Consider the following 13,979-nt stretch of genomic DNA (forward strand, 5'->3'; position numbering starts at 1 on the left):
CGCGCGGTTCCCTGCCGGGCCGGAATTCACCGAACAGCGCGCCATTCCATCGGTCGATGATTCCGGACGGAATGGCTTGGCGGCGGGTGCAATCGGCTGCGTTACTTTCGTTTTCCGACGTCAGAAATCCTTTTGGTCACGAAAGGCGAAGCCGGTCAGCAGCATCCGTCGAGACTTCGCTGAGATGCTGCTAGGGTTGGCGAGTCGTCGGGTTCTGGGCTGGTCGGAATCGCTTCGGTCAGCCGGCGGTCGATTCGCTGATCGCTTGTCCTGCAGGCACTGTGAGGTGTGCGGTGAGCCTCCGGTGGGTGCCTTCGGGGCGCCGGATCCTCCGACGCGCAATGGATCCGATCGGGCGTCATGCGGTCGGTGTCGTGAGGAAATAAGGTAAGACGGAGATCTGTAGTGGCAGGGTGCTGGTTCAGGCGCGGACCGTAACGGGGCGGGGCATCGGGGGGACGTTGGATCGCGTCAACGACGAGAGAACTGATGAATCTGGATATCGCCGTACTTGTTCCATGGATCCTCGCCACGCTGCTGGTCGCCGCGGTCGTCTATCTGATCACCGCATTGCGTCGAGCGCAGGCAAAGACCGAGTCTCTACTGGAAGACCAGCGCAAACGCGACGAGGCGCTGGATCGCTTCGCCGGACAGACGATGCCCGCGATCACCGACGCGGTCCGGCGCTTCGAAGCGCCGACCGGCACGATCGAAGTGCCGACGGGACTGCAGAATTCGCGGCTGGCCCAATGCCTGCAGTGGATCGGCGACCGCTACGCCGATGACCTTCGCCTGGTGCAGACCGAGACGAGGGACCGGGCCCTGCTCGAGGCCGACGCGCACGCCAGGCAGGCGATCCAGGCCGCCGAGGAGGCGGTGCGCGCCGAGGTCGGCGGTGCCGCGCGCGACGCGACCAGCGGCGCGGTGCGCTCCTTCGGCACCTCGGTGGTGAGCCTCGGCGCCGACGTCAGCCAGGTGGTGAGCGCCGCGCTGCGCGCGCACCGAAACGACGACGTGTACGCCACCCTCACCCGCATCGACCACACGGTCCAGCAGATGATCCGCCAGGCGCAGTCCTACGTGATCGTGTGCGGCGGCCTACCGGGCAGGCGCTGGCCCGCCCAATCGCTCACCGACGTGGTCGGCGGCGCCACCGGTCGCGTGCGCGACTACCTGCGGGTGCGCCCCACCCAGTTGGACCGCGTGGTCGTCAGCCGAGCGGTGGAACCGCTCGTGCACACCCTGGCCACCCTGCTCGACAACGCTCTGCGTTACTCGCCGCCGACCTCCTTCGTGGATGTCAGCTTCCAGGAGGGGCACCACGGCGTCACCGTCATCATCGACGACGCGGGCGTGCGGATGAACGCGGAGCAGATGGAGGAGGCCAGGCAGGTGCTCGCCAGCGAGCGCCCGGTCGACATCCACCAGCTAGGTCCGTCGCCGAAGGTCGGTTTCCCCGGCGTCGCCGCGCTCGCACGGCGCTACGGGTTCACGGTCTACATCGACGGGCCCAACGCCTACGGAGGCATGCGCGCGATGGTGTACATCCCCGAGGCCCTGCTCGCCGCGCCGGGCGGGAGCGACACGACGACCGCGGCCACCCCGGCCGAGGCTCCTGCGCCCGCACCCGAACCGGCGCCCGCGCCGCGCAAGGAAGAGCCGGAGGGCACCCCGTCCACGGTGCACGAGATCACCGAGGGCGGCCTGCCGAAGCGGCGCCGCCGCGAGGTGGCGCCCGCGATCGGAACGCGAGCCAGGAATTCCGGCGCCGAGCCCGCGCTCGGCAGGCCCGATATCGCCGCCGCATGGCACACCGGTTCCAAGAGCGGCCGCGCCGCCGCCGAACAGACGGAAGGGATGACACCTTGATGGGCACACCGACTACCGCCATGGCCGACAGCAGCAACAAGCTCGGCTGGCTACTCGAGGATCTCAGCATTCCAGGCGTCCGCTTCGCGGTACTACTATCCGACGACGGACTACGCATCGCGCACTCGAAGGGCATCGCACGCGACGACGCCGAACGGTTCTCCGCGGCCGCCTCGGGACTGCGGTCCCTCGGCAAGGCGCTCGGCGAGTTCTGCGGCGGTCTGGAAACGGGCTTGCGCCAGAACATGACCGAATACGACGACGGGATGATCTTCATCACCGCCGCGGGGGAGGGCGCGCTGCTCGGCGTCTCCACCACCGCGGACATCGACGTCAGCCTCATCGCGCACCGGATGAACGAACTGGCCGCGCGCGTCGGACACGAGCTCGGCAGTCAGTCTCGGCAGAGGACAGACAGCAGCTTGTCATGACCAGGTCCCGCCGCGACCCGGATCTCGTTCGGGCCTATGTCCGTACCGGCGGGCGTTCGCGTGCCACTCGCGAGCTGGATCTGGTCACGCTCGTGGTCGCGGCGCTGGCGCCGCCGCCGGGAGCAGGCCCGGACGCGCGCCGTGTGATGAACCTGTGCAGCGGGCGCGGCGTCCTTTCCATCGCCGAGATCGCCGCCTACCTGGACATGCCGCCGTCCGTGGTGAAGATCGTCGTCGCCGATCTCATGGACGGCGGCCATTTGAGCACGCCAACCCCGGCCGAGAACCTGCCGGAGATAGCCCTGTTGGAGGAGGTACTGAATGGGCTCCGCGCTCTCTCGGCCTGAACGTGTCGTCGACTATGTGCCGGAGACCGTGACCCGATCGGTCAAACTGCTGGTGGCAGGCAATTTCGGCGTCGGCAAGACCACGTTCGTCAGCAGCATCTCCGAGATCAAGCCGCTGCGCACCGAGGAGACCATCACCGAGGCCAGCATCGGCATCGACGACATGGCGGGCCTGCCGGGGAAGACGCAGACCACCGTCGCGATGGACTTCGGCCGCATCACGCTGAATCCGCAACTGGCCCTCTACCTTTTCGGCACGCCCGGTCAGCAGCGCTTCGTGCCGCTGTGGGAGGAACTGGCCCGCGGTGCCCTCGGCGCGCTGGTGCTTGTCGACACCCGGCGCATCGAGAAGGCCGACGAGGTGCTCTCGGTGCTCGAGGAGCGCGGCGTGCCGTATTCGGTGGCGGTCAATCAGTTCGAGGGAGCCAAGCACTATCCGCTCGATGAGGTCCGTGACGCACTCGACCTCACCGAGGGCACGCCGCTGACGATGCTGGACGCGCGACATCGCGGCACGTGTCTGCAATCGCTGATCACGCTCGTCGAATTCTTGTTCCACCGTCTGGAGTCCCGACTTTGACAACGCCTCCGCACGCTGCGCCCGCCGGTGTCTGCCCCGTCCCGCACAGTTCGCCGGTCGACACCAACGGCCCGCGAGTACAGCTCTACACCGAGGAATTCGCCGCCGATCCGCACCACGCCTACCGGCAGATGCGCCGCCAGTACGGTTCGCTGGTGCCGGTCGAGCTGTCGCCCGGCGTGCCCGCCACGCTGGTGATCGGTTATCACACCGCGCTGCGAATCCTCAACGATCCGGAGCACTTTCCGGCCGACCCGCGCACCTGGCAGCAGAACGTGCCCGGCGAGTGCCCGATCCTGCCGATGCTGGAATGGCGACCCAACGCGCTGCGCAGCGCGGGCCTCGAGCACCTGCGCTACCGCGAGGCCAACCTCGCCGCGGTCGCCGGGGTCGACCTGCACGCCATGCACGCGACCATCGAGCGCGTCGCGATCCCGCTGATCAACGCGTTCTGCCAGGACGGTGCGGCGGACCTGATCAGCCAGTACGCCTTCCCGCTCGCCTTCGCCGTACTCAACGAGATGCTCGGCTGCCCCTCCGATATCGGCCAGCAAGTGGCCACCGGCATGGCCGCCATCTTCGAGGGCGTGAACGCCGACAAGGGCAACGCGATGCTCACCGACGCGCTGCACGAGCTGACCACCCGCAAGCGCAAGGAGCCGGGCGATGACATCGCCTCCCGGCTGATCGGCCACTCGGTCGGGCTCGACGACGTGGAGATGATCCACCAGCTGGTCACCCTCTACGGCGCGGGCATCGAGCCGGAGCAGAACCTGATCGTGAACACGCTGCTGCTCATGCTCACCGACGACCGGTTCGCCGGAAACCTGTTGGGCGGCAGCCTGTCCACCCGCGACGCGCTGGACGAGGTGCTGTTCACCGACCCGCCGCTGGCGAACTACTGCGTCTCGTATCCGAGGCAGCCCATTCTGATCGACGGCAACTGGCTGCCTGCGCACCAGCCGGTGGTCATCAGCATGTCGGCCTGCAACAACGATCCGGCGATCGATGCGGGCGATTACACCGACAACCGTTCGCATCTGGCGTGGAGCACGGGCCCGCACGCCTGTCCGGCGCGGTCGGCGGCGTACATGATCGCCCAGGATGCGATCGATCAGCTGCTCGACGCGCTGCCCGAGCTGCGGCTTGCGGTGCCCGTGCATCAATTGTCCTGGCGGCCTGGGCCTTTCCATCGAGCTCTGGTGTCCCTTCCGGTCACCTTCCCGAAATCCCCTCCGCTGAACCTGCATTAAGGAGAGTGCCCCCGATGGACAGTCAGCCCCTCGTCCTCGATCCCACCGGCGCCGATATCCAGGGCGAGTCCGCGCGGCTGCGCGAACGCGGACCGGTCGTGCTCGTCGAGCTGCCCGGCGGCGTCCGGGCCTGGTCGATAACCGATGCCGAACTGCTGAAGAAGCTGCTGGTCGATCCTCGGGTGTCCAAGGACGCGCGCCAGCACTGGCCCGCGTTCATCAACGGCGAGATCCCGCAGGACTGGCCGCTGTTCCTGTGGGTGGCGGTGAACAACATGTTCACCGCCTACGGCGCCGAACACCGGCGACTACGCAAGCTGGTGGCGCCCGCGTTCACCCATCGCCGCACCGAGGCGATGCGCCCGCGCATCGAGGCCATCACCGCGGCACTGCTCGACGAATTGGCCGCCGCGCCCGCGGGTGAGCCGGTGGATCTGCGGGAGGGTTTCGCGTATCCGCTGCCGATCCAAGTGATCTCGGAGCTGATGGGTGTGCCGGAGTCGCTGAACGCGGGTCTGCGCACCTGCGTGGACGGCATCTTCGACACCTCGCTCACTCCCGAGGAGTCGCAGGCCAACTACATGGAGATGTACCGGATCCTCGGCGAGCTCGTCGCCTACCGGCGCGAGCAGCCCGGCGACGACATGACCAGCCTGCTCATCTCGCATCGCGACGACGAGGACGGCGCCCAGCTCACCGACCAGGAGCTGATCGACACGCTGCTGCTGGTGATCAGCGCGGGCCACGAGACCACGGTCAACCTGCTCGACCAGGCCATCTACGCGCTGCTGACCCATCAGGAGCAGCGCACCGACCTGCTCGAGGAGCGGGCCGCGTGGTCCGATCTGATCGAGGAGTCGCTGCGGTTCGAGGCGCCGGTCGCGCACCTGCCGCTGCGCTACGCCGTCGACGACATCGAACTCGACGGCGGCGTCCGCATCGCGAAGGGCGAGCCGATCCTGGCGTCCTACGTGACCGCCAACCGCGACCCGAAGGTGCACGGCGACACCGCCGACGTCTTCGACGTCCACCGCGCCGAAAAGGATCACCTCGCTTTCGGTTACGGCGCGCACCACTGCCTCGGGGCTCCGCTGGCGCGCATGGAGGCCGCCGTGTCGCTGCCCGCGATCTTCGAGCGGTTCCCGAACATGCGGCTGGCCGCCGCGGCGGAGGAACTCGGCACGGTGGCGAGCTTCATCTCCAACGGTCATCGCCGCCTGCCGGTGTACCTGAACCCGTAGTGCGCTCGCGGGGAGGGACACTCGGCGTCCTCTCCCCGCGTTCAGATCTGTGTGAGGAGTCCCGCGAGCAGGGTGAGGGCGGGCAGTGTCCCTTGTATCAGGGCGGCTTTGACGAAACGCCGGTCGGTCGCCACCAGGACGCCCGCCGCGGCGACCATCGACCCGCAACCGATCAGCAGCAGCGCCCAGCCGGCCTGCGGGAGTGTGGGCAACAGCAGCGCGCCGATCAACGTGCCGATCGCGAGAAACAGGTTGTACCAGCCTTGGTTGAAGGCCCAGGGCTGGACGGCCGCGAGATCCGCTCGCTCGACGTGGAACGTCCCCGCGTACACCTTCGGCTCGGCGAAGCGCAGTGATTCGAGCACGAAGATGTAGCCGTGCAGCAGCGCCGCGAGCACGGCGAGTATCTGGACGACCGTGAGCACGATGCCCCTCCTCGGTGGGCGCCGACGCGGCGACGCGGTGTACCGGACGAATTCGAGCCTTTGCTTCCAGCACCGTAACGTCGGCGCGGCGAACGACTTGCCGACGCGCCGACGGGCTCCGCTCGCGGTTCAGGCCTCGCCCGGCTCGTTCCAGTTGTAGGTGAGCTCGGCGGCGCGCGACCATCTGCGGTACTCACGCTCCCGGCGCTGCTCCGGCATGGTCGGCAGCCACCGGCTCGCGGTGCTCCGATTGCGGCGCAGCCCTGTCATGTCGGGCCAGAGACCGACCGCGAGGCCCGCGGCGTAGGCCGCGCCGAGCGAGACCGTCTCGGAGAACAGCGGCCGTTCGACCGGCACCCCGAGCGCGTCCGAGATCTGTTGCATGAGCAGGTTGTTGGAGGTCATGCCGCCGTCGACGCGCAGTTCGGCGAGCGCGTAGCCGGTGTCGGCGTTCATTGCGTCGACCACTTCTCTGGTCTGCCACGCGGTGGCCTCGAGCACCGCGCGGGCCAGATGCCCCTTGGTGATGTAGGAGGTGAGCCCGGCGATGACCCCGCGCGCCTCGGACCGCCAGCGCGGCGCGAACAGCCCGGAGAACGCGGGCACCACGTAGCAGCCGCCGTTGTCCTCGACGGTGCTTGCGAGCGTTTCGATTTCGGGCGCGGCCTCGATCAGCCCGAGCCGGTCGCGCAGCCACTGCACCAGCGTCCCGGTCGCGGCCATCGAACCCTCCAGCGCGTACCGGGCGGGTTCGCCGCCGATCTGGAACGCCACCGTGGTGAGCAGTCCGTGGGTGGAGCGCACCGGCGTCGTTCCGGTGTTGGTGAGCAGGAAACTGCCGGTGCCGTAGGTGCATTTGGCCTCACCGGCGGCAAAACAGGTCTGGCCGAACAGGGCCGCCTGCTGATCGCCCAGCGCGGCCGCGATCGGAATGCCCGCCTCGGTGTGGCCGTACACCTCGGCGTTGGACCGGATGCCGGGCAGCATCGCGCGCGGGATGCCGAAGAAGTCGAGCAGCCGGTCGTCCCAGTCCAGGGTGCCGAGATTCATCAGCATGGTGCGCCCGGCATTGGTCACGTCGGTGACGTGCACGCCGCCGCGCGGGCCGCCGGTGAGGTTCCAGATCAGCCAGCTGTCCATCGTGCCGAACAGCACCGCGCCACGCTCGGCGCGCTCCCGCAGCCGCTCGTCCCGGTCCAGCAGCCACCGGATGCGCGGCGCCGCAAAGTAACTCAGCAGCGGCAGGCCGCAGCGCCGGACCACCTCCTCGGCTTCGGGGCGGCGGGCGAGCCGGGTGACGAGGTCCTCGGTGCGGGTGTCCTGCCAGACGATCGCGTTGCCGATCGGCGCGCCGGTCTCGCGGTCCCACAGCACGGTGGTCTCGCGCTGGTTGGCGATGCCGATCGCCACCACCTGGTCGGTGGCCACGCCCGCCTTGGCGATGACCCGGTCGACCAACGCCGCGACATGGCGGCGGATCTCGGCGGCGTCGTGCTCGACCCGTCCCGCGGCAGGGTAGAGCTGCCGGTGCTCGCGCTGCGCGATCGAAACCAGTTGTCCCGCCGCGTCGTACAGGATCGACCGGCTGGACGTGGTGCCCTGGTCGATAGCCATCACATAGCGGGCGCGTGTGCTCATGCGTTCGCTCATCGGCCCACCCGCGGCCGTTCGGCGCTCAGATCGCGGGAAACGGCGCTCGCGGTGGTGCGCACCAGCTCGATGAGCCGAGGGCGGACGCCCGGATCGGTGATCCGGTCGACGGCGCCCACCACGGCGAGCGCGCCTACCACGCGTCCGCCCGCGTCGCGCAGCGGCGCCGCCACCGAGGCGCGCTCGAAGGCGAATTCGGCGACGTCCTCGGCGTAGCCCTGCGCGCGTACCCGCGCGATCTCGGCGTGCACCGCGCGCGGCGCCGTCACGGTGCGCCGGGTGTAGGCGGGCAGCGGCGCTCCCGCGACGCGTTCGGTCAGGCCGGGCGTGTAGGCCAGCAGCACCTTGCCGAGCGCGGTCGCGTGCAACGGAAGTTCGACGCCGACGCGGAGGGTCTGCTCGGTGCCGTCGGGCCGGAACACGTGGTGCACGATCGAGACGCCCTCGCCCCGCAGCGCCCCGATCCGCACCGATTCGCCGGATCGCGCGGCCAGCGTGTCGGCCCAGCTCATCGCGTAGGAGCGCAGCACGTTGGTGTCGAGCCGGGCGTCGGCGAGCCCGAGCGCGGCGGCGCCGATCAAATATTTGCCGGTGCTGTCGTCCTGCTCGATGTAGCCGACCCGTTGCAAGGTGCGCAGCAGACCGTGCGCCGTCGCCTTGGGCAGACCGAGCGCGCCCGCGAGCTCGCTGACGCCGACGCCGAAGGGCGCCTCCGCCACTACGCGCAGGATCGCGGCGGCGCGTTCGATCGACTGAATGGGGCCCGGCACGGAGTCGACTCTACTGCCGACGACCCACAACGTTCGACAATGTCGAACGAGCACCGTTGTCGCGGCATCGCCCGCTGCCTACCTTCGGCATGGGTACCGGCCGCCACGCGCGGCGGGCAACGGACAAATGGAGAGAACGCATGCCAGACCTCATCGGTGCGGTCGACCAGGGCACCACGAGCACCCGCTTCATGGTCTTCGACCACGCGGGTGCCGTCGTCGCCCGGCACCAGCTCGAACACGAGCAGATCCTGCCGCGGCCCGGCTGGGTCGAGCACAACCCGGTCGAGATCTGGGAACGCACCTCGGCCGTCATCCAGACCGCGTTGAACTCGCACGGCCTGCGCGCCGCCGACCTGGCCGCGATCGGCGTGACCAACCAGCGCGAGACCACCGTCGTCTGGAATCGGCGCACCGGACGCCCGTACCACAACGCCATCGTCTGGCAGGACACCCGCACCGACCGGATTGCCGCCGAGCTGGAATCACGTGCGGGACAACTGATCCGGCACCGCACCGGGCTGCCGCCCGCCACCTACTTCGCGGGCGGCAAGATCCGCTGGCTGCTGGAGAACGTCGACGGCCTGCGCGCCGCGGCCGAGCGCGGCGAGGCACTGTTCGGCACCATCGACACGTGGCTGCTCTGGAATCTCACCGGCGGCGTCCACGGCGGCGTGCACGTCACCGACGTGACCAATGCCAGCCGCACCATGCTGATGGACCTGGAAACCCTGGACTGGGACGACGAACTGCTGGCGCTGTTCGACATTCCGCGCGCCATGCTGCCGACCATCCGCCCATCCGCGGTGCCCGAGGGCTACGGTCGCGCCACCGCGCACGGCCCGCTGGCAGGCGAGGTTCCGGTCGCCGCGGCCGTCGGCGATCAGCAGGCGGCGATGATCGGGCAGGTGTGCCTGTCCCCGGGCGAGGCCAAGAACACCTACGGCACCGGTAATTTCCTCCTGCTCAACACCGGGGGCACGCCGGTGCGTTCGAAGAACGGGCTGCTCACCACCGTCTGCTACCAGTTCGCCGGACAGGCTCCGGTGTACGCGCTGGAAGGCTCCATCGCCGTCACCGGCTCGGCGGTGCAGTGGCTGCGCGATCAGCTCGGCATCATCCAAGGCGCCTCGCAGAGCGAGACTTTGGCGGGGGAGGTCGCCGACAACGGCGGCGTGTACTTCGTCCCGGCGTTCTCCGGCTTGTTCGCGCCGCACTGGCGCTCCGACGCGCGCGGCGCGATCGTCGGGCTGACCAGGTACGCCACCAACGCGCACATCGCGCGGGCCACCCTGGAGGCGATCTGCTACCAGACCCGCGACGTCGCCGACGCGATGTTCAAGGACTCCGGGGTGGCGCTGGAGGTCCTCAAGGTGGACGGGGGAGTCACCGCCAACAACCTCTGTATGCAGATCCAGGCCGACGTGCTCGGCGTGCCGGTCAGCCGTCCTGTGGTGTCGGAGACCACCGCTCTCGGCGCCGCCTACGCCGCGGGCCTCGCCGTCGGATTCTGGGGCGGCACCGACGAATTGCGAAAGAACTGGCGCGAATCCGCGCGCTGGCGACCGGAGTGGACCGAGGACCAGCGGGCCGCCGGATACGAGGGCTGGCACAAGGCCATCGGCCGCACCCTCGACTGGGCGCCCACGCACTGACGCCGTGCCACCGGCAACTCGCGCCCACCGACCACTTGCGCACGCGCGCACCACTTTTCGAACACAGAAGGAGACCGACATGGTCGACCGTTCTCTCACCTCACCGGTCGCGATGAGCCCGGACGAGCGCACCCGCGCCCTGGACGCCATGGCGAGCGCCGAACTGGACGTGCTGGTCATCGGGGCGGGCGTGGTCGGTGCGGGAGCCGCGCTCGACGCGGTGACCCGCGGGCTCAGCGTCGGCCTGGTAGAGGCCCGCGACTACGCCTCCGGCACCTCCAGCCGGTCGTCGAAGCTGGTCCACGGCGGCCTGCGCTACCTCAAGCAGCTCAACTTCGCCTTGGTCTTCGAGGCGCTGCGGGAGCGTTCGCTGATCCTGGAAACCCTGGCGCCGCACCTGGCCAAGCCCGTGGAGTTCGTCTACCCGCTGGAACGCCCCGGCCTCGACCGGGCCTGGGTGGGTGCGGGCGTCGGCGTGTACGACGTGCTCGGCGCGGGACGCGGTGTGCCGCAGCATCATCGGCATCTGGGTAAGCGGGCCACGTTGCGGCGCTTCCCCGGAGCGAAGCGCGGCGCGGTGCGCGGCGGCGTGAGCTTCTACGAGGGTCAGCTCGACGACGCGCGCCACACCATGATGCTGGCGCGCACCGCCGCGAGCCACGGCGCGCTGGTCGCCTCCAGCGCCAGGGTCGTCGACTTCCTGCGCGAGGACGGCCGGATCGTCGGCGCGATCGTGCACGACCTGGAGAGCGGCAGGCACATCCCGGTCCGCGCCAAGCGCACGGTGAACGCGGCCGGTCCGTGGACCGACGAGATCCAGGAGATGCTCGGCGGGTCGAGCGATTTCCGTATCCGCACCTCCAAGGGCGTGCACATCGTCGTCCCGCGCGACCGGATCGACTCGGAGACCGGCCTGATCACCGAGACCGAGAAGAGCCTGCTGTTCGTGATCCCGTGCCCGTGGAGCGAGGACCACTGGGTCATCGGCACCACCGACACCGACTGGGACCACGACCTGGCCCACCCCGCCGCCACCCGCGCCGATATCGATTACATTCTCGCCCAGGTGAATCGGCTGCTGGAGCAGCCGATCGACCACGACGACATCGTCGGCGTCTACGCCGGTTTGCGGCCCCTGCTGGCGGGCGCTTCCGAGCAGACCAGCGCGCTCTCGCGGGAGCACACGGTGGCGACGCCGGTGCCCGGCCTGGTGATCGTCGCGGGCGGCAAGTACACCACCTACCGGGTGATGGCCAAGGACGCCATCGACGCCGCGGTCGCGGATCTGCCGGGGCGGGTGGCCCGGTCGTGCACCGAGCGGGTGCCGCTGGTCGGCGCCGACGGGTACCGCGAGCTCTCGTTCTCCCGGGCCCGGCTGGCCGACGAGTTCGGCGTCGACCTCGCGACCGTGGAGCACTTGCTCGGCCGGTACGGCAGCGCGGTGACGGAGCTGCGCGAGATCATCGCAGCGCAGCCGGAACTCGGTGCCCCGCTGGGCAATTCCCGTTACCTGCGGGCCGAGATCGTCTACGCGGTGACCCACGAGGGCGCCCTGCACCTCGACGACATCCTCACCCGCCGCACCCGCCTTTCGGTGGAGACCGGCGACCGCGGCGTCCTGGTCGCGGCCGAGGTCGCGCGGCTGGTCGCCCCGTACCTCGGCTGGGACGAGGAGCGAGTCGAGCGCGAGATCGAGACCTACCGGGTCCGCGTCGAGGCCGAGCTGCGCGCCAACGAGCAGCCCGACGACCGGTCGGCCGACGTGGTGCGGCTCAGCGCGCCGGACTCGCGGGGGATCGCGGGGGCGCAGGAAGGGGACCGGGTATCCGTGTAGCCGGTCCGGGCGCGGCCTCCGCGCCCGGACCCCGGCGGAACGGGGCGAAGATGATTCGACCGGGCTACCGTAGTAGCGAGCTGTCTCGTTGATCACGCGTGTGTATCGCCCAATTAGAGAATCATCTTCGGATTACTGGATCTGATCTCGCAGAATTTTCATACTGAGACCTGTCGCGATCCCTATCGATAGGGATTCGCTCTGACTCGAACGCCGACGAGACGACAGGAGTGCTGATGAAGATCGGGATCCCCCGCGAGGTCAAGAATCACGAGTACCGAGTGGCGTGCACGCCCGCCGGTGTCCGTGAACTTGTCGCTCGCGGACACGAAGTGTTCCTCGAGGCCGGGGCGGGCGCCGGATCGGCCTTCGAGGACGCGGCCTACGGATACGTCGGCGCGCGCGTGCTGCCGACGGCCGACGAGGTCTGGGCCGCCGCGGACCTGGTGCTGAAGGTGAAAGAGCCGGTGGCCGAGGAGTATTCGCGGATGCGCGCCGGGCAGATGTTGTTCACCTATCTGCACCTGGCCGCGTCGAGGGAGTGCACCGACGCGCTGCTGACGTCCGGTGTCACCGCCCTCGCCTACGAGACCGTGACCGGCCGCGACGGCGGCCTGCCGTTGCTGGCCCCGATGAGCGAGGTCGCGGGCAGGCTCGCGCCGCAGGCGGGCGCGTACCACCTGATGCGCAGCGAGGGCGGCCGCGGCGTGCTGATGGGCGGGGTGCCCGGGGTGCGCCCCGCGAAGGTCGTGGTGCTCGGCGCGGGAGTGGCGGGCCGCAACGCGATCGCCGTCGCGGTCGGGATGCGTGCGGAGGTCACCGTGCTGGACGTGAACATCGCCCGGTTGCGCGAGGTCGACGAGCAGTACCACGGGCACGTGCGCACCGTCGTCTCCAACGCGCTCGAGGTCGAGAACCTGGTGCGCGAGGCGGATCTGGTGATCGGCGCGGTGCTTGTGCCGGGCGCGAAGGCGCCCGAGCTGGTGTCGCACGACCTCGTCGCCCAGTTGAAGCCGGGCTCCGTGCTGGTCGACATCGCCATCGACCAGGGCGGCTGCTTCGCCGATTCCCGCCCGACCACCCACGCCGAACCCACCTACCGGGTGCACGATTCGGTGTTCTACTGCGTCGCGAACATGCCGGGCGCGGTGCCGAACACGTCCACGGTGGCGCTCACCAACGCCACCCTGCCGTACGTCATCGCTGTCGCCGAGCGCGGCTGGCGCGCCGCTGCCGCCGCCGATCCCGGCCTGGCCGCGGGGCTGAGCACCCACGAGGGGATGCTGCTGTCCGAATCCGTCGCCGCCGCACACGGTTACACCGCGGAGCGGCTCGTCGCCGCCTGAGCGCCGCGCGTCCGGCCGCCGCGCTCAGCGGCCGGGCACCGGTGTCTGCGGGCGTAGGTGCTCGAAGATGAGGATCGTCTCCGTCGAGGACACCGCGGGGTCGGCGCTCAGGTGCTCGAGTACGAAACCGCGCAGCTCGTCGGTGTTCTCGGTGGCGACGTGGATGAGGTAGTCGTCGGCGCCCGCGATGAAATACACATTGAGCACTTCGGTCAGCGTCGCGAGCCGCTTGCCGTACTCGGCGAGATGCTGACGCGAATTCCCGTGCAGCCGTACCGCGATCATCGCCTGCAAGCCGCGTCCGAGGGCAGCCGGATCGATATCGGCGTGGAAGCCGCGGATCACGCCGCGCTCCACCAGCGCCCGCACTCGCCCCAGGCAGGTCGACGGCGCGATACCGGCCGCCGCCGCCAGTGCGTTGTTGGTGATGCGGCCGTCGCGCGCCAGTTGGTCGAGCAGGATGCGGTCGACGTCGTCGAGGGGGACCGGCATGCGGGCCCGGCGCGGGGCGGTCTGCGATCGAGGTGCGGCTGAATCCTTGCTGGACACCGACTCGATCGTAGCGAATGGGATTCGAT

The 13,979-nt window shown here is 69.6% G+C and carries 13 protein-coding genes; 9 read left to right on the forward strand and 4 right to left on the reverse strand.

The window, feature by feature from the left end; all coding sequences use genetic code 11:
- The first annotated feature begins 489 nt into the window (after positions 1–489).
- The 6 genes from AB0H50_RS11925 to AB0H50_RS11950 are packed head-to-tail and all read left to right on the forward strand — an operon-like array spanning position 490 to position 5,721.
- A complete protein-coding gene (locus AB0H50_RS11925; protein WP_357450161.1) occupies positions 490–1,869 on the forward strand; it encodes an ATP-binding protein in 1,380 nt (459 codons plus the stop codon).
- A complete protein-coding gene (locus AB0H50_RS11930) occupies positions 1,869–2,300 on the forward strand; it encodes a roadblock/LC7 domain-containing protein (protein ID WP_357450164.1) in 432 nt (143 codons plus the stop codon). The genes AB0H50_RS11925 and AB0H50_RS11930 overlap by 1 nt, the downstream gene beginning before the upstream one ends.
- Positions 2,297–2,647 (forward strand): DUF742 domain-containing protein, encoded by a 351-nt coding sequence (locus tag AB0H50_RS11935; protein WP_357450167.1) that lies wholly within the window; start codon positions 2,297–2,299, stop codon positions 2,645–2,647. Before AB0H50_RS11930 ends, AB0H50_RS11935 begins: the two co-directional genes overlap by 4 nt.
- The gene (locus AB0H50_RS11940; protein ID WP_357450170.1) at positions 2,622–3,227 is read left to right on the forward strand and encodes an ATP/GTP-binding protein; all 606 of its coding nucleotides are present in this window, start codon (positions 2,622–2,624) and stop codon (positions 3,225–3,227) included. Before AB0H50_RS11935 ends, AB0H50_RS11940 begins: the two co-directional genes overlap by 26 nt.
- Complete coding sequence (locus AB0H50_RS11945) at positions 3,224–4,480, forward strand: cytochrome P450 (protein WP_357450173.1); 1,257 nt, start codon at positions 3,224–3,226, stop codon at positions 4,478–4,480. Before AB0H50_RS11940 ends, AB0H50_RS11945 begins: the two co-directional genes overlap by 4 nt.
- Positions 4,481–4,494: 14 nt before the next feature.
- A complete protein-coding gene (locus tag AB0H50_RS11950; RefSeq protein ID WP_357450176.1) occupies positions 4,495–5,721 on the forward strand; it encodes a cytochrome P450 in 1,227 nt (408 codons plus the stop codon).
- Positions 5,722–5,762: 41 nt separating this feature from the next.
- Here the strand turns inward: AB0H50_RS11950 and AB0H50_RS11955 are convergent, their stop codons facing one another.
- The 3 genes from AB0H50_RS11955 to AB0H50_RS11965 all read right to left on the reverse strand — a co-directional run bounded on the left by AB0H50_RS11955 (position 5,763) and on the right by AB0H50_RS11965 (position 8,566).
- Positions 5,763–6,146, reverse strand: a complete 384-nt coding sequence (locus tag AB0H50_RS11955) for a DUF1304 domain-containing protein (RefSeq protein ID WP_357450179.1) — start codon at positions 6,144–6,146, stop codon at positions 5,763–5,765.
- Between the two features lie 129 nt (positions 6,147–6,275).
- Complete coding sequence (glpK, locus tag AB0H50_RS11960; protein ID WP_357450182.1) at positions 6,276–7,784, reverse strand: glycerol kinase GlpK; 1,509 nt, start codon at positions 7,782–7,784, stop codon at positions 6,276–6,278.
- A gap of 8 nt (positions 7,785–7,792) precedes the next feature.
- Positions 7,793–8,566 carry an IclR family transcriptional regulator gene (locus tag AB0H50_RS11965; RefSeq protein ID WP_357450185.1) on the reverse strand — a complete coding sequence of 258 codons (774 nt, stop codon included), beginning with the start codon at positions 8,564–8,566 and terminating at the stop codon, positions 7,793–7,795.
- Positions 8,567–8,706: 140 nt separating this feature from the next.
- On the opposite strand from AB0H50_RS11965, the gene glpK (AB0H50_RS11970) reads away from it, so the two are divergent.
- The 3 genes from glpK (AB0H50_RS11970) to ald all read left to right on the forward strand — a co-directional run bounded on the left by glpK (AB0H50_RS11970) (position 8,707) and on the right by ald (position 13,401).
- Positions 8,707–10,221: a glycerol kinase GlpK gene (gene glpK, locus AB0H50_RS11970; protein WP_357450188.1), complete on the forward strand. Its 1,515-nt coding sequence runs from the start codon at positions 8,707–8,709 to the stop codon at positions 10,219–10,221.
- 79 nt (positions 10,222–10,300) lie between these two features.
- Complete coding sequence (locus AB0H50_RS11975; protein ID WP_357450191.1) at positions 10,301–12,055, forward strand: glycerol-3-phosphate dehydrogenase/oxidase; 1,755 nt, start codon at positions 10,301–10,303, stop codon at positions 12,053–12,055.
- A gap of 236 nt (positions 12,056–12,291) precedes the next feature.
- Complete coding sequence (ald, locus tag AB0H50_RS11980) at positions 12,292–13,401, forward strand: alanine dehydrogenase (RefSeq protein WP_357450194.1); 1,110 nt, start codon at positions 12,292–12,294, stop codon at positions 13,399–13,401.
- Positions 13,402–13,425: 24 nt separating this feature from the next.
- Here ald and AB0H50_RS11985 read toward each other — a convergent pair whose 3' ends face one another.
- A complete protein-coding gene (locus AB0H50_RS11985) occupies positions 13,426–13,893 on the reverse strand; it encodes an Lrp/AsnC family transcriptional regulator (protein ID WP_357451526.1) in 468 nt (155 codons plus the stop codon).
- Positions 13,894–13,979 lie beyond the last annotated feature (86 nt).

The organism is Nocardia sp. NPDC050793 (genome assembly GCF_040654065.1).
In the GTDB taxonomy this organism is placed as follows: domain Bacteria; phylum Actinomycetota; class Actinomycetes; order Mycobacteriales; family Mycobacteriaceae; genus Nocardia.

Bases quoted from the DNA above. Each gene is read 5' to 3' on its own strand.
- AB0H50_RS11930 (WP_357450164.1), top strand. From the start codon at position 1,869: ATGGGCACACCGACTACCGCCATGGCCGACAGCAGCAACAAGCTCGGC.
- AB0H50_RS11985 (WP_357451526.1), bottom strand. From the start codon at position 13,893: ATGCCGGTCCCCCTCGACGACGTCGACCGCATCCTGCTCGACCAACTG.
- AB0H50_RS11935 (WP_357450167.1), top strand. From the start codon at position 2,297: ATGACCAGGTCCCGCCGCGACCCGGATCTCGTTCGGGCCTATGTCCGT.
- AB0H50_RS11940 (WP_357450170.1), top strand. From the start codon at position 2,622: ATGGGCTCCGCGCTCTCTCGGCCTGAACGTGTCGTCGACTATGTGCCG.
- glpK (WP_357450182.1), bottom strand. From the start codon at position 7,784: ATGAGCACACGCGCCCGCTATGTGATGGCTATCGACCAGGGCACCACG.
- ald (WP_357450194.1), top strand. From the start codon at position 12,292: ATGAAGATCGGGATCCCCCGCGAGGTCAAGAATCACGAGTACCGAGTG.
- AB0H50_RS11975 (WP_357450191.1), top strand. From the start codon at position 10,301: ATGGTCGACCGTTCTCTCACCTCACCGGTCGCGATGAGCCCGGACGAG.
- AB0H50_RS11925 (WP_357450161.1), top strand. From the start codon at position 490: ATGAATCTGGATATCGCCGTACTTGTTCCATGGATCCTCGCCACGCTG.
- AB0H50_RS11950 (WP_357450176.1), top strand. From the start codon at position 4,495: ATGGACAGTCAGCCCCTCGTCCTCGATCCCACCGGCGCCGATATCCAG.
- glpK (WP_357450188.1), top strand. From the start codon at position 8,707: ATGCCAGACCTCATCGGTGCGGTCGACCAGGGCACCACGAGCACCCGC.